The sequence below is a fragment of the Bradyrhizobium sp. 4 genome (assembly GCF_023100905.1).
Classification (GTDB): Bacteria; Pseudomonadota; Alphaproteobacteria; order Rhizobiales; family Xanthobacteraceae; genus Bradyrhizobium.
This window is the reverse complement of record NZ_CP064686.1, coordinates 557,776-575,147: the sequence shown is the minus strand read 5'-3', so window position 1 is coordinate 575,147 and position 17,372 is coordinate 557,776. Positions and strand designations below refer to the sequence as shown.

The following is a 17,372-nucleotide window of genomic DNA, read 5'->3' as shown; positions in this document are numbered from 1 at the left end:
CCGCGTCCACCGCAAGTCCGGCTCGCGAACATGACGACCACAAGATCGCCCCTCAAGAATGAGCCGGGATGGCCGACACATACGTCAAAACCGAATTTCGGTAAAGTGGAATATTTTTGCGAGCGCGGACTGACAGAAGGGCGACACAGCGAGCGCATCCGGGCTACGGGACGCTCGCTCCATACTCACCCCGTCTGGGTGCCCTGCTTCCATTGGCCGCCGGCGATCTTCGCGGCGGCGATCACGGCTTGGGTCCGGCTTTCGACGCCGAGCTTTTGCAGGATCGCCGAGACATGCGCCTTGATGGTGGCCTCGGAGACGCCAAGCTCATAGGCGATCTGCTTGTTGAGCAACCCCTCCGACAGCATCATCAGGACCCGGACCTGCTGCGGCGTCAGCGTCACCAGCCGGTCGCGCAGGCGCGTCATGTCGGGATCGGCGACGGCCGACAGATCGGTGTCTGCCGGAACCCAGACGTCGCCCTCCATCACCTTGAGGATGGCGTCGCGCAAGGTCTCGACGCCGAATCGCTTCGGAATGAAACCGGAGGCGCCGAAATCGAGCGAGCGGCGGATCGTGGCGCTATCGTCGGAAGCGGAGACGATCACCACCGGGATCGCCGGATATTGCGCGCGCAGATAGATCAGGCCTGAAAAGCCGGAGATCCCGGGCATTGAGAGGTCGAGCAGGATAAGGTCGACGTCGGAGGTCTGTTCCAAAAGCTTGGTCAAATCCTCGAACGATCCAGCCTCGTCGATCTTGGCCGAGCTCAGGACGCCCGCCACCGCCTGCCGCAGCGCGGCGCGGAACAATGGATGGTCATCGGCAATGACGAGATGGGTCGAGGGAGCGTTCATCGTTCTCTTGCTGGCAATCGCACCGGGCCAGTAGGCCGGCGCGGGGCCTCGGTCAATTGTTTCCCGACCAGCCGTGGCATGCAAGTGGACATTATCCCTTTGCGGCAACGGGGTTAATCCACATGCCGGCACTATGTTGCCGAATGGAACGCCCGCGACGTCAGGTGCGCGTCAGTGCGAAAGGCCGAAAGTCGTATTGGGGCGGGTTTCACGCCAATGTTACCTTGGGGACAAGGCTTGGGTTGATCCGGCATGACCGGACATCCAGGACGCGAGGAAACGATTTTTCGGGGAGCGACTCAATATGTCGACAATGGCTGTGTCTCAAGCAGGCGCGGGAGGGATGACGAAGGACGAACGGTTCGTCATTCTCGCCTCCTCGCTCGGTACCGTCTTCGAGTGGTACGATTTCTATCTCTACGGTTCGCTGGCCGGCATCATCGGCGCGCAGTTCTTCTCGGCCTATCCGCCGGCAACCCGCGACATCTTCGCGCTGCTGGCCTTCGCGGCGGGCTTCCTGGTGCGCCCGTTCGGCGCGATCGTGTTCGGCCGTGTCGGCGACATCGTCGGCCGCAAATACACCTTCCTCGTCACCATCCTGATCATGGGTCTGTCGACCTTCATCGTCGGCCTCCTGCCCAACGCGGCGACCATCGGCATCGCGGCCCCGATCATCCTGATCGCGCTGCGTCTCGCCCAGGGCCTGGCGCTCGGCGGTGAGTATGGCGGTGCGGCCACCTACGTCGCGGAGCATGCTCCGAACGGCAAGCGCGGCTACTACACCTCCTTCATCCAGACCACGGCGACGCTCGGCCTGTTCCTGTCGCTGCTGGTGATCCTGTTCACGCGCTCCGCGCTCGGCGAACCCGAGTTCGCGGCATGGGGCTGGCGCATTCCGTTCCTGGTCTCGGTGCTGCTGCTCGGCGTTTCGGTTTGGATCCGGCTTCGCCTCAACGAATCCCCGATCTTCCAGAAGATGAAGGACGAGGGGAAGAGCTCGAAGGCCCCGCTGACGGAAGCCTTCGGCAACTGGCAGAACGGCAAGCTCGTGCTGCTGGCGCTGCTTGGCGGCGTGATGGGCCAGGGCGTGGTCTGGTACACCGGCCAGTTCTACGCGCTGTTCTTCCTGCAATCGATCCTCAAGGTCGACGGCTACACTGCCAACCTGTTGATCGCCTGGTCGCTCCTGCTCGGCACCGGCTTCTTCATCGTGTTCGGCATGCTCTCCGACAGGATCGGCCGCAAGCCGATCATCCTCGGCGGCTGCCTGATCGCGGCGCTGACCTTCTTCCCGATCTTCAAGATGATCACCACCAACGCCAACCCGGCGCTGGAAAAGGCGATCGAGACGGTCAAGGTCGACGTGGTGGCGGATCCCGCAGGCTGCGGCGACTTGTTCAACCCGGTCGGCACCCGCGTCTTCACCTCGCCTTGCGACACCGCACGTGCCTATCTGTCGCAGTCGTCGGTCAAGTACTCGACCACGCCGGGTGCGGCAGGCTCCGGCGTGAAGGTGATGGTCAACGGCAAGGAAGTTGCCTACGCCAACGCCAAGGACGGCAACCCGGCAGTCCTCGCCGCCGTGCAGGGAGCCGGCTATCCGAAGCCCGGCGATGCGAGCATCGTGAAGATGGCGCATCCGTTCGATATCTTCCGTCCGCAGGTGGCCGCGGTCGTCGGACTGCTGTTCGTCCTGGTGCTCTTCGTCACCATGGTGTACGGCCCGATCGCCGCGATGCTGGTCGAACTGTTCCCGACCCGCATCCGCTACACCTCGATGTCGCTGCCCTACCACATCGGTAACGGCTGGTTCGGCGGCCTGCTGCCGGCGACCGCCTTCGCCATCGTGGCCTCGACGGGCGATATCTATGCGGGCCTCTGGTATCCGGTCATCTTCGCGTCGATTACCGTCGTGATCGGCTTGTTCTTCCTGCCGGAGACCAAGGACGTCGATATCAAGTCGACCTGATCGACGCAGATCCAGATCAACACCAGCCGGCCGCGGTCTCCGCGGCCGGTTTTGTTTTATCCACTTCGCTCGAAAACGCTCTACTGATTGCCGCCGATGAATTGCAGCACGATTTCGCGTCGGTGCGGGCGCTTGCGGTGCTCGATCAGGTAGATCGCCTGCCAGGTGCCGAGCGCGAGCTTGCCGCTCAGGACCGGCACATGAAGCGAAGTCTGGGTCAGCATTGTCTTGACGTGCGCCGGCATGTCGTCCGGTCCCTCGGCATCATGCGTCCAGCCGGCGTTCTCCGGCGCGAGCCGGGACAATGCCGTGGTGAGATCCACGAGCACGGAAGGGTCGGCGTTCTCCTGGATCGTCAGCGATGCCGAGGTGTGACGGACGAACAGCGTCAACGCGCCATCTCGCGCGCCTGTCTCGGCAACGAACTTCGCAGCTTCGCCCGTGAGGTCGGTGAAGCCGCGGCCCGGCGTCTGCACGGTCAACAGCGACGATGTGAGGGTGGTGGCCTGCACCGACGATGGCGCCGAGCGCGTGATGGATTTGGCTGATGTCATGAAAGTCTCGCCTGATCGAAAGCTGCCGTAGGGTGAGCAAAGCGAAGCGTGCCCACCCTGCATAGTCGGATAGATGGTGGGCACGGCGCGTCGCGCCTTTGCCTACCCTACGGCATCTCGCCGCGCGCTAAATCTTCCCCGACACGTCCTTCTGCACGCGATTGGCCATGTCGATCAGCCGGCGCCAGGCCCTTTCCAGGAACGACATCACGCGATCGACGTCCTGGTCGCTCGGCAGCGGGATCTCGATCCTGCGCTCGCCCTCGGCGGCCTTTGGTTCTCGTGCTTGCGGCTCCGCCTTCTTGAGCGGATCGGTCTTCGGCAGCGCCTCGTCGATCTTGCCCGAGACGGTCGGACCCGCCGCGAGCCGTCCCTTCAGCGTCTCGACTTCGGCCTGGAGCCTGCCGATCTCGGCGTCGAGCGCGGTACGTTCATCGGGCACCGCGTAGCAGGCCCAGCCGGCGCCGCTGCGGGTGCAGGTCGACACCGTGCCGGTGCGGCTGTCGAGCCGCAGCACGCCCTCGGGGATGGGGGTCATGCTGTAGCGGCCGTTTTCGCCGTCGGGCGCGGATTGCGCGGCGAGGCCGCCGGCGCTGACCGCCATCACCGCCGCGAACGCCGCCGCCGTAAGCCATGATGCTGTGGATGAATTCGCTGGTCTCATCGCGTTCTCCGCCACGACGGGCCGGTAGCACGTCCAAAGATGGCGCTCATAAAGGTGGCACTCATAAGGGTGGCACTTCTTGCGAATTCTACACCCCGGCGAGGCGATCCGCCGCTCAAAACGCGCCTCTGATATGAACGATCACGGCGCCCCCTTTGATCCCGGCAGCCGCGCGAAATGGCGACTGCGTCCGCCGATCAAGCGGAGACCTGCTGCGGTGCGGCGTCACGCTGTGTGCAGCGCTGCCGCTTGCGCCAATATTGTCAAATAAATCAGTCACATAACTGGAATGGACACAATCGTGACTTGGCTTGACTTGATTATGGGCCATCAGTATGGTCCGCGCGGCTTTTGAGGGTGGCGGGCGTAATTTCCATTCAGCCGCGGCGTTTCGGGTCTTCGTTGCATGACACAGGGCACGGGACACGGCGAGAATGGAGATCGCGATAGATCGCCCGAGGAAGCTGCGCTTTCCGATCGGCTCGGAAATCTTGATCAGCGGTTGTCCGAATTTCGCGGCCGCCACGTCAAGACCGAGCAACCCGCAGGTGACGGTGAGGACAGAGCGGCCAGAGCCTCGGCGATGGCGCTTGGTTTCCGGTTATCCTCCGAGTTGGTCGCCGGGGTCGTTGTCGGAGCGGGGATTGGCTGGGGGTTCGACCGCTTGCTGTCGACGTCGCCTTTCGGATTTATCGTGTTCCTGCTGCTGGGCTTCGTCGCCGGCGTGGTGAATGTGGTGAGAACGGCAGGCGTGGGTCAAAACAGGCGCGGTGGTTCTTAAGCGATCCACACCAGGAGAGGAATGATCGTGCCGGCTCGTGCCGGTACGGGCCGGGCCCGACCGGCAGACCGAGACCCGCCGGCGTCGCCCGGCAGACCAAGAGATGCCGCGCTGATGAAAATCGATCCGATCCACCAGTTCAACATCGAGCCTCTCTTCACCCTGGGCCATATCGGCAACCACACGATCGCCTTCACCAATTCGTCGCTCTACATGCTGGTGGCGGTCGCGATCATCTCGATCCTGATGCTTGCCAGCGGCACGCAGCTGGTTCCCGGGCGCCTGCAGTCGGTCGCCGAAATCTCCTACGAGTTCGTGGCCTCGACCATCCGCTCGACGGCCGGCGCGGAAGGCATGAAGTTCTTTCCGCTGATCTTCTCGCTGTTCATGTTCATCTGCGTCTCGAACCTGGTCGGCATCATCCCCTACACCTTCACGATCTCGAGCCATCTGATCGTCACCGCCGCTCTGGCGCTGCTGGTCTTCTTCACGGTCCTGATCTACGGCATTGCCAAGAACGGCCTGAAATTCTTCTCGATCTTCGTGCCCCACGGCGTCCCCGGCTACATCCTGCCCTTGGTGATGTTCATCGAGATCCTGTCGTTCTTCCTGCGGCCGGTCTCCCACAGCGTCCGTCTGTTCGCCAACATGCTGGCCGGCCACATCGCGCTGAAGGTGTTCGCGGGCTTCGTCGCCATGCTCGGCTTCTCGCTCGGCGCCCTTGGCTGGGTCGGCGGCGTGCTGCCGCTGGCGCTCACGGTCGCGCTGTACGCTCTCGAAATTCTGGTCGCGTTCCTGCAAGCCTATGTGTTTGCGATCCTGACCTGCATCTACCTCAACGACGCCATTCATCCGGGACACTGAGCGGTCCGGGGAATTTCCACCCAAAACCCAATCTTTCTTCCAAGGAGTCTAAAATGGATCCGGCAGCAGCAAAACTTATCGGCGCGGGCATCGCATGCATCGGCATGGGCGGCGCAGGCGTCGGCGTCGGCGTGATCTTCGGCAACTATCTTGCCGCAGCCGTTCGCAACCCCTCGGCCGCTCAGGGCCAGTTCGGCAATCTGATCTTCGGCTTCGCCGTGACCGAAGCGCTCGGCATTTTCTCGCTGCTGATCGCGCTGCTGCTGCTGTTCGTTCCGCTCTGAGGACGATTTTTCGCGCCGCTTCGACCGAAGCGACGCGCATGACAGCAACAGGAGTACTCCATGGCTGAGAGTCATGGCGGCGCAAAAGGTCCGGCGGCGGGCGCCCACACCGGGTCCGAAGGCGGTCACGGTGGCGGCTTTCCGCCGTTCGAGAGCGGCACCTATGCTTCGCAGCTGGTGTCGCTCGCGATCTTCTTCGTCGCGCTTTACGTGATCGTGTCCAAGCTCGCTCTGCCGCGCGTCGGCGGTGCGATCGAGGCGCGTCAGAACAAGATCGAGGGCGACCTCGCCGAAGCGCAGAAGCTGAAGGACCAGTCCGAAGCGGCGCTGAAGGCCTATGAAAGCGAGCTTGCTTCGGCACGCTCGCGCGCGCAGGCCATTGGCAACGAATCCCGCGACAAGGCGAATGCGCAGGCGGACGCCGAGCGCAAGGCGCTGGAAGAGCAACTGGCGGCCAAGCTTGCCGAGGCGGAGAAGACCATCGCCTCGACCCGTGCGACCGCCATGAGCAACGTCCGCGGCATCGCGGCCGATGCGGCAGGCACCATCGTGCAGCAGCTCACCGGCGTGGTTCCGGACGCGGCGTTGGTGAATGCCGCCGTTGATGCGTCCTTGAAGGGTTAATCGATATGTTCTTCGATCCTGAAACCTGGGTCGCCATCGCCTTCGTGATCCTGATGGTCGTGTTCGGCTATCTCGGGGTCTTCAAGAAGGCCATGACTGCGCTCGACCATCGCGCCGATCGCATCAAGGCCGAGCTCGACGACGCGACGCGCCTCAAGCAGGAAGCCGCCAAGGTGCTCGCCGACTACAAGGCGCGCACCGCCTCGGCCGAACGCGAGGCCGCCGACATCATCGCGAACGCGAAGAGCGAAGCCGAGCGCATCGCAATCGAGGCCAAGGCCAAGGTGGAAGATTTCGTCGCTCGCCGCACCAAGACCGCGGAGGGCAAGATCGCGCTCGCCGAGGCTCAGGCGGTGGCCGATGTTCGCGCCGCAGCCGCGGAAGCCGCCGTCCAGGCCGCCTCCACGATCCTGTCGCAGTCGGTCAGGGGCCAAGTCGCCGACGATCTGCTCGCCAAGGGCATCACCGAGGTTCGGCAGAAGCTGAACTGAGGGCCTCGCCTTCACCAATCAAGAAAGCCGGCGCCATGAGCGCCGGCTTTTTGGTTTGATAGTTTGCTTTCTCGTCGTCATGGCCGGGCTTGTCCCGGCCATGACGATCACTTGCAAATCATTCGCTACTTCTTCTTCGCCCGCGCCTTCGGCTCGGGTGACAGCGCCTGCGGATCGAAGCCGACATAGAAGATGTAGCTATCGGCGTCCTTGGCCGAAGGCATCGGATAGACCAGATCCTCGGCCACGAAGGTGAAGGGGACGCTGCCGCCCTCCGACATTCCGACCGTGGTCCGGTAGGCCTTGGAAGCGATCACCTTCTCGCCGATGCCGCCGTGCACCACGGCGACGCGCAGCGGCACCTCGACGCTCGCCGGCGCGCCGGCGGGACCGGCAATGACGCGGCCCTGGATGCCGATCCGGGCCGTGATGTCGCCGCCATTGCGGGTGCATTCGCGCGCCATCTTGGTGATGGTGGCCTGGAAGCGGATCTCGTTGCCAACGGCCGGTTTGCCGGTGGCACCGACCGCGTAGGTGGAGGCTCCGGCACGCACCGTGACCTGCGGGCAATCAAGATCGTCATCAGCCGCCGGCTGTCCCGGTGCAGGCGCCGGCTTGGGTTGGGCCGGCTCGTCCGACTTGCCGCCGAACAGGCCCTTGAATCGATCGGTCAGCGACTGCGCCGCGACTGGCGAGACGGAGACGAGCGCAACTGACAACACCAGCGCGACCGCTGCCCCCCGCCGCAACGCATTCCGCGGTGACCGAAGCTCCTGCACCATCAACACCCAAACTCCATGACGACATCACGGCCGATCACCGGCCGGGCTGCGCCGTTATATCGTCAAAACCGGCGAACCCAAGGCAGCAAACAAGCAGACTTTGGTCACATGGATAAGCGGGCTCAGCCGCGGAAATCCTCGTGCAGCAGGCCGAACAGCAAATGGTCCTGCCAGATCCCGTTGATGCAGAGATAGCGGCGCGCCAGCCCCTCGCGGGAGAAACCGCACTTCTCCAGCACCCGGATCGACGGCGCATTGGTCGGGATGCAGGCGGCCTCGACCCGGTGCAGATTGAGCTCGCCGAACAGCGTCGGCAGCAGCACCCGCAGCGCGGCCGTCATGTAGCCGCGCTGGGCGTGGGGCTTGCCGACCCAATAGCCGATGGTGCCGGCCTGGACGATGCCGCGGCGGACATTGGCGAGCGTGATGCCGCCGACCATGGCGCCGTCGAGCTCCCGGAAGATCAGAAAGGGATAGGACCGGTCTGCGGCGATGTCCTCGGAATAGCGGCGCAGGCGACGGCGGAAGCCGGAGCGCGTGAGATCGTCCGACGGCCAGATCGGCTCCCAGGGCGTCAGGTAATCGCGGCTGGACTCGCGCAGATGGGCCCACTGCAGGAAGTCCGACATCTGCGGCGCGCGTAGCAACAGGCCGTTGCCGCGCGGCGCGAGAGCGGCGGGTCCACTGGATGGCAGGCGGAAGAGGGCCATGGTGATGCTTCCCGGGGGCGGATCAACCCGTGCGCGGCCCCTAATGCAGCCGCGCCTTGGCGCGTGCCCGGGTCAATCCTTCCGCAAAAGACACCGCCGTGTCCAGACCCCTGCCACTGCCCAATGCGACAACCGCAGGGCGGCTGCGCGAAAGCAGCGCACGCGCCGCATCACGGGTCGATTCGACGCTGACAGCGTCGATCCGGGCCACCAGCTCCTCGGCGGTCTGGGGCCGGCCATAGGCCAGCACATGCCGGGCGAGCTGCTCGGCGCGGGACGAGCAGCTCTCCAGCGCCATCAGCAGCCCCGCCTTCATCTGCGCCTTGGCCCGCGCGATCTCGACCTCGGTCAGGGTCTCGACCGAATCATTCATGATGTCGACCACGACCTCCATCATCTCGGGCGCATCGGCCGGATCGGTGCCGGTGTAGAGGCCGAAGAAGCCGGTGTCGGTATAGGGGGCGTGGAACGAGTAGATCGAGTAACAGAGACCGCGCTTCTCACGCACCTCCTGGAACAGCCGCGACGACATCCCGCCGCCGAGGATGTTGGTGAAGACCTGGAGCGAGAACAGCGACAGATCGGTCTGCGGAACGCCCTCCAGCGCCAGCGTCAGATGCGCCTGCTCGAGTTCGCGATGCACCACCTTAGTGCCGCCCTTGCCGAACTGCGCGGCTTGCGGCTTAGGACCCGCCGTCCCCTCAAAACTGGCAAAGCGCTGCTCGACCTCGGCGACCACCTGCTTGTGATCGACCGCCCCGGCGGCCGCCACCACCATGTCCGGCCCGCGGTAATGGGTCGACAGATAGTCGCGCAGCGAGTCGCGGCTGAAGGCACGCAAGGTCTTGGCAGTGCCGAGCAGCGAGCGGCCCATCGGCTGGTCGGGATAGCAGAGCTCGTTGAGGTGCTCGAACACGACGTCGTCAGGCGTGTCTTGCGCCGCGCCGATCTCCTGCACGATAACGTTCTTCTCGCGCTCAAGCTCGTCGGGCTCGAAGGCCGGGTTGGCCAGGATGTCGGCGAGCACGTCGAGCGCAAGCGGCACGTCGGCCTTCAGCACCCGCGCATAATAGGACGTGGTCTCGGTCGAGGTGCCCGCGTTGAGGTCGCCGCCGACCGCCTCGATCTCCTCGACGATCTCGCGCGAGGAGCGCTTCGTCGTGCCCTTGAACGCCATATGTTCCAGGAGATGCGAGATGCCGTGCTCGTTGGGCTTCTCGTCGCGCCCGCCGACGCCGGCCCAGACGCCGAGCGCCGCAGTCTCGAGATGGGGCATCTTGTCGGTGACGACAGTCAGGCCGGACGCAAGCTTGGAAATCTCGACGCTCATCCGGCAACTCCCTGTTTCGCGGCGCGGCTGACCGACAGCACGAACCGCTCGACCTCGGCCTGGTCGTTCTTCATCACCTTCATGTGTTCGGATTTGGTCATCAGGCCATCGAGCCAGGCCGGCAGTTGCGGCCGCTGGCCGCAGGCCGCTTCGACCGCATCGGGGAATTTGGCCGGATGGGCGGTGGACAGCACGATGCTGGGAACCGTCCTGTCCGTGGTGTCGCGGTCGGCGACCGCAAGCGCGACCGCGGTATGGGGATCGACCAGCTCGCCCGCCTCGCGCCAGGCGGCGCGGATCGCGGCCGCGGTCTCGGTCTCGTCGGCCCGGCCCGCGTCGAATCCCTCGCGAATCGCAGCCAGCGTCGCATCGGGCAGCACGAAGCGGCCGGACTGCTTCAGCGAATCCATCAGACGGCGCACGCCGGCAGCATCGCGGCCGCCAGCCTCGAACAGCAGCCGCTCGAAATTCGAGGAGATCTGGATGTCCATCGACGGCGACGCCGTCGCGTGGACCTCCCGCACCTCGTAGATCCCGGTCTTCAGCGTGCGCGCCAGGATGTCGTTGACGTTGGCGGCGATGCCCAAGGTCCGCACCGGAAGACCCATGCGCTTGGCGACATAGCCGGCGAAGATGTCGCCGAAATTGCCGGTCGGCACGACGAAGTCCACCGCGCGCGCGGGTGCACCGGCGGCAACGGCGGAGGTGAAATAGTAGACCACTTGGGCGACGATCCGCGCCCAATTGATGGAATTGACGCCGGACAGCGACGTCGCATCGCGGAAGCGATGGTTGTTGAACATTGCCTTCACGAGGGCCTGGCAATCGTCGAAATTGCCCTCGACGGCGAGCGCATGGACGTTGGCCGCGCCCGTCGTCGTCATCATCCGCCGCTGCACCTGGGATATGCGGCCATGCGGGAACAGCACGATGAGATCGACATTTTCGAGCCCTGCGAACGCGTCGACTGCAGCACCGCCGGTGTCGCCCGAGGTCGCGACCACGATGGTGGTGCGCTGGCCGCGCTTGGCGAGCACGTGGTCCATCAGCCGCGAGATCAGCTGCATCGCCACGTCCTTGAAAGCGAGCGTCGGACCGTGGAACAGCTCCAGCACGAACTGGTGCGGCGCCATCTGGCGCAGCGGCACCACCGCCGGATGGCGGAAAGTGGCGTAGGCCTCGTTCGCCATGCGGCCGAGCTCGGCGTCCGAGATCTCGCCGGCGACGAAGGGGCGGATCACCTCGACCGCGACCTCCCAATAGGGACGACCGAAGAAGCCGGCGATGGCGTCAGTCGAGAGTTGCGGCCAGGTGGCCGGCACATACAGGCCGCCGTCGCGGGCGAGCCCGGTCAGCATCACATCGCAGAAGCCGAGTTCGGGGGCCTCGCCCCGGGTCGAGATATAACGAGTCAAACTGCCCTCCAAAGGCCGGCCGAGCCTGGGCTCGATCCGCAAGCCTTTGATTTTACGAAATTACTTGTCAACAGCCAGAGGCTTTGAGCCACCATAAAGTGTTTTGCGGCATCAGGAAACCGCTTCGCGGCTGGGGCCATCCAAGTAAAAAGGCTGCCAAGGAAAAGGGCTGCGGCAATGCCGCAGCCCTCTCTTGGAAGGTCTGTCGTTGTGTGCAGACCGGTTTGGCCTCTTGGGGTCACCGACCCGCAAAAACTGTTCGCGCAAGCTTTCGTCGGCTGTCACGACATCGTCAAGGGACAAAACGGGATGTGTGAGAAAATGTTCCTGTTTTTCCCGACGGATTTCGGCGCGGGCAAGCGTTCGCCAGCGGGGTGCGTCACGCATTGCCGTTATATCCCGAACGACCGGACAGTCCAGGAACGAACCACGGCTGCGCTCATTGTGTCGGCGGATGGTGTCGGCGCTATCCATGCATTGCCCGGCTGAGCGCCGAGACCGGTCCGCCCGCCGAACCGGCAGCATCCTGGAGCAGCCGGTTCGGCGCCCCGGGCGTCAGTTCATCCCGATTTCCACCGCGATCCGGATCAGGTCGGAATGGTTCTTGGCACCGAGCTTCTGCTTGAGCAGGGAGGTGGTGTTGGCGACGGTCTTGTAGGAGATACCGAGCGCCTCGGCGACCTCGACGATCTTGTCGCCTCGCCCCAGCAGGCGGAGAATCTCGAGCTCCCGCGGCGTCATCTGCGAGGCGGGATTGGCCTTGATCGCCGCGCCGGAAAACGTCACGGCTTCCGCGAGCTGCGGTGAGATGAAATTGTCGCCCGCAACGACCTTGCGCACCGCCTTGAGCAGGATCCGGGGATCGTCGCCCTTGGAGACGTAGCCCTGCGCGCCCAGCTCGACCGCCCGCACCACGAAGGCCGGATCGTCGTTCATGCTGAACATGATGATCTTGGCGTCGGGATCGTCCTTGCGAATGCGCCGCATCAGTTCAAAGCCGGAGACGTCGGGCAGGCTGATGTCGATCACAGTGACGTCGGGCCGCTTGCTGACATAGGCGCGATGCCCGGATTTGGCGTCGGTCGCCTCGTCGATCCGGATCGAATGGTCGGAGGCGAACAGGGTGCGGCAACCGGACAGGACCACGGGATGGTCGTCGACAATCAGGACGCGGGTCGCCGGCTTGGCAGTATCTTGCATTGTAACTCTCTAGTTTTTCGACTCATAAACCGACGGGAACAAATGGAAAGAGCAAATCCGACCGATGCGCGTTAGAATTGACCTAATGTGGCAACGCCTCTCGTTCCGAACCCAACTGTTTCTGCCGCTCGGCCTGAGCTTCCTCGCCGCGCTGATCATGAGCGGCGTGCTGCTCCAGATCTTCGCGACCGACCAATTGGCGGACGAGAACGAGCCGGGGCGGCGTTCGATCCAGACCGTTGCCGCCGCGCTCAACAACGCCCTGCGCACCTCGAACAATCCGCGGCAGACGCTCGACGCCTTTGTCCATTTTCTGGACAACTCCTCTGATATCCAATTCCGTGCCGCGGAGATGGGTCCCGCGTCCTCAGCGAGGGACGGCCCGCGCAAGCCGCATGGCGTCCCGCAATGGTTTGTCGACCTGCTCACCATTCCGGACATGGAGGTGGCAGCTCCGGTGACGATCGGCGACAAGCGTGTCGGCGATCTCGTCTTCCGGCCGGACCTGTCGGCCGACCTGTTCGAGAAATGGATCGGCTTTCTCGCGCTGACCAGCCTCGTTGCCGTGCTGATGGTGCTCACCGGCACCATTGCCTATGTTTTCGCGGGATCGGCCCTGCGCCCGCTGCAAGATCTCGGCGCAGGCCTCACGCGGCTACGGCGCGGCGACTACGCAACGCTGATCCCGGTCGGAGGACCGCCGGAAATCCGGCAAAGCTGCGAGGAGGCCAATGCGCTGGCCGAAACGCTCGCGCAATTGAGCCAGGACAATCGCGACCTGCTGCACCGCCTGGTGTCGCTCCAGGACGACGAGCGGCGCGATCTTGCGCGCGAACTGCACGACGAACTCGGTCCGCTGCTGTTCAGCATCCGCGCCGGCACGATCGCATTGGTTGATGCCTCGCCCCCGGCGGGAAATCCCGGCAGTTCGGCGCAGGATGTGTTGCAATCGGTCGAGGCGCTTCAGCAGACCAACCGCCGCATCCTCGACCGGTTGCGACCGCTCTACATCGAGGAATTGGGTCTGGAGACCACCGTGCAGACGCTGCTCCGGAATTTCCGCAAGCAGGCGCCGTCACTCGACCTGACGGACACGATCGATCCGGATCTCAACGCGATCGACGGGCCGCTGGCTCAAACCGTCTATCGCGTGATTCAGGAGGCGCTGACCAACGTGTTGCGTCATGCCGGCGCCAGCAATGCCCATGTGCAGGCGACCTTCGCCGGCGAGGCGGTTGTCATCGAGATTTCCGACGACGGCGGCGGCTTCCCCGAAGGCAATGTGTTCGGTCGCGGCCTGACCGGCATGCATGAGCGCGTGCGCGCACTCAGCGGATCGCTGTCACTGCTGCGCGTGGACGACCGGACCTATGTGCGCTGCCGCCTTCCCGCCGGACCGGCGCGCGAGGCGCCGGTCACGGGCTAGCGTTTTCGCGAGGTGGATACCGGTTCGCGTGAAGAAAACGCGTCAAAACAAGAATCTGGAGTCTCTAGCAAGCACAGCCAAGCTGCGCGCTCTGTCGCGCCGGTTCGCACAGCGTGGCGCGGATCTTGCCGTCCGGGCTGAAGCAAAACGAGGCGCGAATGCGCAGCGCGCCGGCGACGGAATATTCGAGATCGATGCCGTGGGGCGCAGGATGGATTTCCTCCAGCCCGAAACCGGCCGACGAGAAAGCGCTGAGCCGCGGCTGCCAATAGGCTTCGAGCTCGCTCCGGCCGCGATAGTGCTGCGTGCCGTTGCACGTGCATTCGACCTGGGCATCGTCCGCATAGAGGTCGAGGAGCGTCGCGAGGTCGCCCTTCCTGCAGGCATCCACCCAGTCGACGACAATTCCCATCTGGTCGAAATCGCTCACGCTGCAATCCTGTCTGCCGCGAAAAAACGATGGCGGCTTAGGACCACACTCGTGAATGTGCGCTGAATGGTAAACCCCGGGCGATACCGGGTTCCCTAGGTGGATCTACGGAGCTCAGCCCCGCCGCCGCCCTCTTGCCCACACGGCGAAGGCGATGAGCACGGCGCCTGCAAGCGTGAACCAGGTGATGGCGTATTGCAGGTGATCGTCCTTGAGATGCACGTCGAGCGGCCCCGGCCGCGGAATGCCGTTCTCGGGCGCCGGCTGCTCGAGGTCGACATAGAACGGCGCAACCGCGCCCCAGCCCAGCGTGCTCGCGATCGCCACGTGATCGCGCACGAACCACAGCCGCTTGTCGCGGTTCTCCGCCGGAGTCAGCCAGCCGGGCGCCTCGGGGAAGCGCAGATAACCGGTGAACGAGACCTCCTGCCCCGTGACGAGCTTCTTGACCGCGCGATCCTCGACGCTGCGATCCTGCATGGTGTTTTCGACGAAGCCCGCATCGATCACCACCGTCTCCCCGCTCGGCAGCCGCGCCGGCAGGAACGCCCAGGTGCCGGGGCCCGACGCGTCCTTGCGCACGGCGGAGCCGGGGGAATAGACCATCGCGTCGGGCAAGGGCGCATAGATCGCGGTAAAGCTGACACGGCGGAATTCATCGCGCGCGGGACTTAGCGCGGCCCATCGTGCCGGCGGCGGCAGAGCGACCGGTGCCTCCGCGAGGCGCTCGGTCAGTGCGGCGATCAGCTCGTGCTTGGCGATGCGGCGCTGCAATTGCCAGACACCGAGCACGATACAGACCGCGGTCAGGAATAGCGTGAACAGCGCGAAGCCGGCCACGCGGGGCTTGCGCGCGATCTCGTTCATTTCGCGCGGTCGACCAGCCGGCCCGGCGCCGCCTTATGGTGGAATTGCAGCGCGATCAGCAGCGACTTCATCGCGCGCAACGGCAGCAGGGTCGTCGCGAGGATCAGCGGCAGCCACAACACCGCGTGCAGCCAGTACGGCGGCTGGTACTTGACTTCGACGACGAGCGCGCAGCCGACCACGATCGCGCCGGCCAGCATGATGATGAAGATCGCCGGACCGTCACCGGAATCGATGAAGGCATAGTCGAGGCCGCAACGCTCGCAGGACGGCGCTAGCGTCAGGAAGCCCGCATAGAGCTTGCCCTGGCCGCAGCGCGGGCATTTGCAGGCAAGCCCGCGCAGCGCGCTCTGCAGGACGGTGGCTTGCGGCTCGGACGTATCGGCGACTTCGTTCATGATGACAGGGTCTATCACAGTTTCTGCCGAAACCCCTGCGCGCAAAAAAGCAAAAGGGCGGCCCCGGAGGCCGCCCTTTCTCGATCCGAAGTCAGCCCGCTTAGTGCGCGCCGTGGGCCATGGTCTCGGCGCCGTGTCCCCAGACATAGATGCAGAGGAACAGGAACAGCCAGACCACGTCGACGAAGTGCCAGTACCAGGCGGCGAACTCGAAGCCGAGATGCTGGGTCGGCGTGAAGTGGCCGGCATAGGCGCGGAACAGGCACACCAGCAGGAAGATGGTGCCGACCAGCACATGGAAACCGTGGAAGCCGGTCGCCATGAAGAAGGTCGCGCCATAGACGTTGCCGCCGAAGGAGAAGGCCGCGTGGCTGTACTCATAGGCCTGCACGCAGGTGAAGAGCGCGCCAAGCACGACGGTGAGGATCAGGCCATACTTCAGGCCCTGGCGATCGTTCTCGAGCAGCGCATGGTGGGCCCAGGTCACCGTGGTGCCGGAGGTGAGCAGGATCAGCGTGTTCAGGAGCGGAAGATGCCAGGGATCGAAGGTCTCGATGCCGTGCGGCGGCCAGGTGCCCGGCACGGCGCAGGCGCCGGCCGCCGTCCCGAGACCACAGCCGAACACCGCATCGCGGGTGGCGTGGACGGCGTCGGCCGGGAAGAGCGCCGCGTTGAAATAGGCCCAGAACCAGGCGACGAAGAACATCACCTCCGAGGCGATGAACAGGATCATGCCGTAGCGGTGATGCAGCTGCACCACGCGGGTGTGATCGCCCTTGTACTGGGCTTCCCTGATCACATCGCCCCACCAGCTCGCCATGGTGTAGAGCACACCGACGGTGCCGACACCGAAGATGATCGGCGCAGCCGAGAACATGTGGTGCATCCAGGTGATCGCGCCGACCGCCATGATGAAGGCGGAGATGGAGCCGACGACGGGCCATGGCGAGGGATCGACCAGGTGGTAGTCGTGATGCTTGGTGTGCGCCGTTGCCATTTGCGGTCTCGCTCCTCAATCCCGTGCCTGTCAGGCACTTATCCCCTTATTCCAACCCCGGCGCGTGAGCCCGGAGATCAGAGATTTCCCTTGCGTTTGTCGTCTTCGCTGGCCGCGAGCGGCTTCACCACCGGATCTTTCACCGGATAGAACGTGTAGGACAGCGTGATCGTGTTGAGACCGTCGTTCTCGTGGTCGTCGGCAATCGACGGGTCGACGTAGAACACGACCGGCATCTCGCGCTTCTCGCCGGGCGCCATGGTCTGCTCGGTGAAGCAGAAGCAGTTGATCTTTTGGAAATAGGATCCGACCGTCAGCGGCGCGACATTGTAGGCGGCCTGGCCTGCGGTGGTCCGCGCGGCCTGGTTGGTCACCGTGTAGAAGACGGTCACGACCTGGCCGATATTGACCTCGATCTCGCTCTGCTCCGGTTCGAACTTCCAGGGCAGGCCGGGCGCAACGTTGGAATCGAAACGCACCGCGATCTTCCGTGCGATCGGGCCGCTGGCCGGCGCCGAGGTCGCGACCTGGGTCGTGCCGTTGAAGCCGGTGGCGCGGCAGAACCAGTTGTAGAACGGCACCGCCGCGTAGGAGGCGCCGACCATCAGCGCGACCACGCCGCCGCAGATCGAGGCGACCACCACGTCGCGGCCAAGCCCCTTGGCAGGCCTGCGGCCCTTGGTGGCCGTCCGGCTCTGATCCCGCGATATGGTCGGCTTCTGATCCATG

General features: G+C 64.6%; 21 protein-coding genes. 8 read left to right on the top strand and 13 right to left on the bottom strand.

Annotation, left to right across the window (positions count from 1 at the left end; all coding sequences use genetic code 11):
- Positions 1-185: 185 nt before the first annotated feature.
- Positions 186-857 (bottom strand): response regulator transcription factor, encoded by a 672-nt coding sequence (locus IVB45_RS02765; protein ID WP_247283180.1) that lies wholly within the window; start codon positions 855-857, stop codon positions 186-188.
- Positions 858-1,200: 343 nt separating this feature from the next.
- Here IVB45_RS02765 and IVB45_RS02760 point away from each other — a divergent pair, with 343 nt between their 5' ends.
- The gene (locus IVB45_RS02760) at positions 1,201-2,826 is read left to right on the top strand and encodes an MFS transporter (RefSeq protein ID WP_197031213.1); all 1,626 of its coding nucleotides are present in this window, start codon (positions 1,201-1,203) and stop codon (positions 2,824-2,826) included.
- An 80-nt stretch (positions 2,827-2,906) separates the two neighbouring features.
- Here the strand turns inward: IVB45_RS02760 and IVB45_RS02755 are convergent, their stop codons facing one another.
- Together IVB45_RS02755 and IVB45_RS02750 are read right to left on the bottom strand one after the other, a co-directional pair.
- Positions 2,907-3,380 carry a secondary thiamine-phosphate synthase enzyme YjbQ gene (locus tag IVB45_RS02755; RefSeq protein ID WP_247362949.1) on the bottom strand — a complete coding sequence of 158 codons (474 nt, stop codon included), beginning with the start codon at positions 3,378-3,380 and terminating at the stop codon, positions 2,907-2,909.
- A 127-nt stretch (positions 3,381-3,507) separates the two neighbouring features.
- Positions 3,508-4,044, bottom strand: coding sequence for a hypothetical protein (locus IVB45_RS02750; protein ID WP_247362951.1), 537 nt, complete (start codon positions 4,042-4,044; stop codon positions 3,508-3,510).
- 406 nt (positions 4,045-4,450) lie between these two features.
- Here IVB45_RS02750 and IVB45_RS02745 point away from each other — a divergent pair, with 406 nt between their 5' ends.
- The 5 genes from IVB45_RS02745 (at position 4,451) to IVB45_RS02725 (ending at position 7,088) form a co-directional block, all read left to right on the top strand.
- The gene (locus IVB45_RS02745; RefSeq protein WP_247362952.1) at positions 4,451-4,825 is read left to right on the top strand and encodes an AtpZ/AtpI family protein; all 375 of its coding nucleotides are present in this window, start codon (positions 4,451-4,453) and stop codon (positions 4,823-4,825) included.
- A 114-nt stretch (positions 4,826-4,939) separates the two neighbouring features.
- Entirely contained in the window at positions 4,940-5,689 is a 750-nt protein-coding gene (locus IVB45_RS02740) for a F0F1 ATP synthase subunit A (protein WP_018459993.1), read from the top strand.
- Positions 5,690-5,742: 53 nt separating this feature from the next.
- Positions 5,743-5,973 carry a F0F1 ATP synthase subunit C gene (locus IVB45_RS02735; RefSeq protein WP_007599451.1) on the top strand — a complete coding sequence of 77 codons (231 nt, stop codon included), beginning with the start codon at positions 5,743-5,745 and terminating at the stop codon, positions 5,971-5,973.
- A gap of 60 nt (positions 5,974-6,033) precedes the next feature.
- Positions 6,034-6,597, top strand: a complete 564-nt coding sequence (locus IVB45_RS02730; protein ID WP_027570044.1) for an ATP synthase subunit B — start codon at positions 6,034-6,036, stop codon at positions 6,595-6,597.
- A gap of 5 nt (positions 6,598-6,602) precedes the next feature.
- Positions 6,603-7,088: an ATP F0F1 synthase subunit B gene (locus tag IVB45_RS02725; RefSeq protein WP_027570043.1), complete on the top strand. Its 486-nt coding sequence runs from the start codon at positions 6,603-6,605 to the stop codon at positions 7,086-7,088.
- Between the two features lie 125 nt (positions 7,089-7,213).
- On the opposite strand, the gene IVB45_RS02720 is transcribed toward IVB45_RS02725, so the two are convergent.
- From IVB45_RS02720 to thrC, 4 genes are all read right to left on the bottom strand, one after another.
- Positions 7,214-7,870 (bottom strand): hypothetical protein, encoded by a 657-nt coding sequence (locus IVB45_RS02720; RefSeq protein ID WP_027570042.1) that lies wholly within the window; start codon positions 7,868-7,870, stop codon positions 7,214-7,216.
- A gap of 122 nt (positions 7,871-7,992) precedes the next feature.
- Positions 7,993-8,580 carry a GNAT family protein gene (locus IVB45_RS02715; protein ID WP_007605081.1) on the bottom strand — a complete coding sequence of 196 codons (588 nt, stop codon included), beginning with the start codon at positions 8,578-8,580 and terminating at the stop codon, positions 7,993-7,995.
- Between the two features lie 40 nt (positions 8,581-8,620).
- On the bottom strand, positions 8,621-9,910 hold the full coding sequence (locus IVB45_RS02710; protein WP_247283171.1) for a pitrilysin family protein: 1,290 nt from the start codon (positions 9,908-9,910) through the stop codon (positions 8,621-8,623).
- The gene (gene thrC / locus IVB45_RS02705; protein WP_247362955.1) at positions 9,907-11,325 is read right to left on the bottom strand and encodes a threonine synthase; all 1,419 of its coding nucleotides are present in this window, start codon (positions 11,323-11,325) and stop codon (positions 9,907-9,909) included. Before thrC ends, IVB45_RS02710 begins: the two co-directional genes overlap by 4 nt.
- Before the next feature lie 177 nt (positions 11,326-11,502).
- Here thrC and IVB45_RS02700 point away from each other — a divergent pair, with 177 nt between their 5' ends.
- A complete protein-coding gene (locus IVB45_RS02700) occupies positions 11,503-11,814 on the top strand; it encodes a hypothetical protein (protein WP_247362957.1) in 312 nt (103 codons plus the stop codon).
- Positions 11,815-11,880: 66 nt separating this feature from the next.
- Here the strand turns inward: IVB45_RS02700 and IVB45_RS02695 are convergent, their stop codons facing one another.
- Entirely contained in the window at positions 11,881-12,525 is a 645-nt protein-coding gene (locus IVB45_RS02695) for a response regulator transcription factor (RefSeq protein WP_008541266.1), read from the bottom strand.
- An 85-nt stretch (positions 12,526-12,610) separates the two neighbouring features.
- Here IVB45_RS02695 and IVB45_RS02690 point away from each other — a divergent pair, with 85 nt between their 5' ends.
- Positions 12,611-13,951: a histidine kinase gene (locus tag IVB45_RS02690; protein WP_247362959.1), complete on the top strand. Its 1,341-nt coding sequence runs from the start codon at positions 12,611-12,613 to the stop codon at positions 13,949-13,951.
- Positions 13,952-14,015: 64 nt separating this feature from the next.
- On the opposite strand, the gene IVB45_RS02685 is transcribed toward IVB45_RS02690, so the two are convergent.
- The 5 genes from IVB45_RS02685 to IVB45_RS02665 form a co-directional block, all read right to left on the bottom strand.
- Positions 14,016-14,381, bottom strand: a complete 366-nt coding sequence (locus IVB45_RS02685) for a nuclear transport factor 2 family protein (RefSeq protein ID WP_027570038.1) — start codon at positions 14,379-14,381, stop codon at positions 14,016-14,018.
- Positions 14,382-14,495: 114 nt separating this feature from the next.
- On the bottom strand, positions 14,496-15,248 hold the full coding sequence (locus IVB45_RS02680; RefSeq protein ID WP_247362960.1) for an SURF1 family protein: 753 nt from the start codon (positions 15,246-15,248) through the stop codon (positions 14,496-14,498).
- A complete protein-coding gene (locus IVB45_RS02675) occupies positions 15,245-15,646 on the bottom strand; it encodes a DUF983 domain-containing protein (protein ID WP_247362962.1) in 402 nt (133 codons plus the stop codon). The genes IVB45_RS02680 and IVB45_RS02675 overlap by 4 nt, the downstream gene beginning before the upstream one ends.
- A 100-nt stretch (positions 15,647-15,746) precedes the next feature.
- Complete coding sequence (locus IVB45_RS02670) at positions 15,747-16,643, bottom strand: cytochrome c oxidase subunit 3 (protein WP_007599437.1); 897 nt, start codon at positions 16,641-16,643, stop codon at positions 15,747-15,749.
- Between the two features lie 77 nt (positions 16,644-16,720).
- On the bottom strand, positions 16,721-17,371 hold the full coding sequence (locus tag IVB45_RS02665) for a cytochrome c oxidase assembly protein (protein WP_247283160.1): 651 nt from the start codon (positions 17,369-17,371) through the stop codon (positions 16,721-16,723).
- Position 17,372 lies beyond the last annotated feature (1 nt).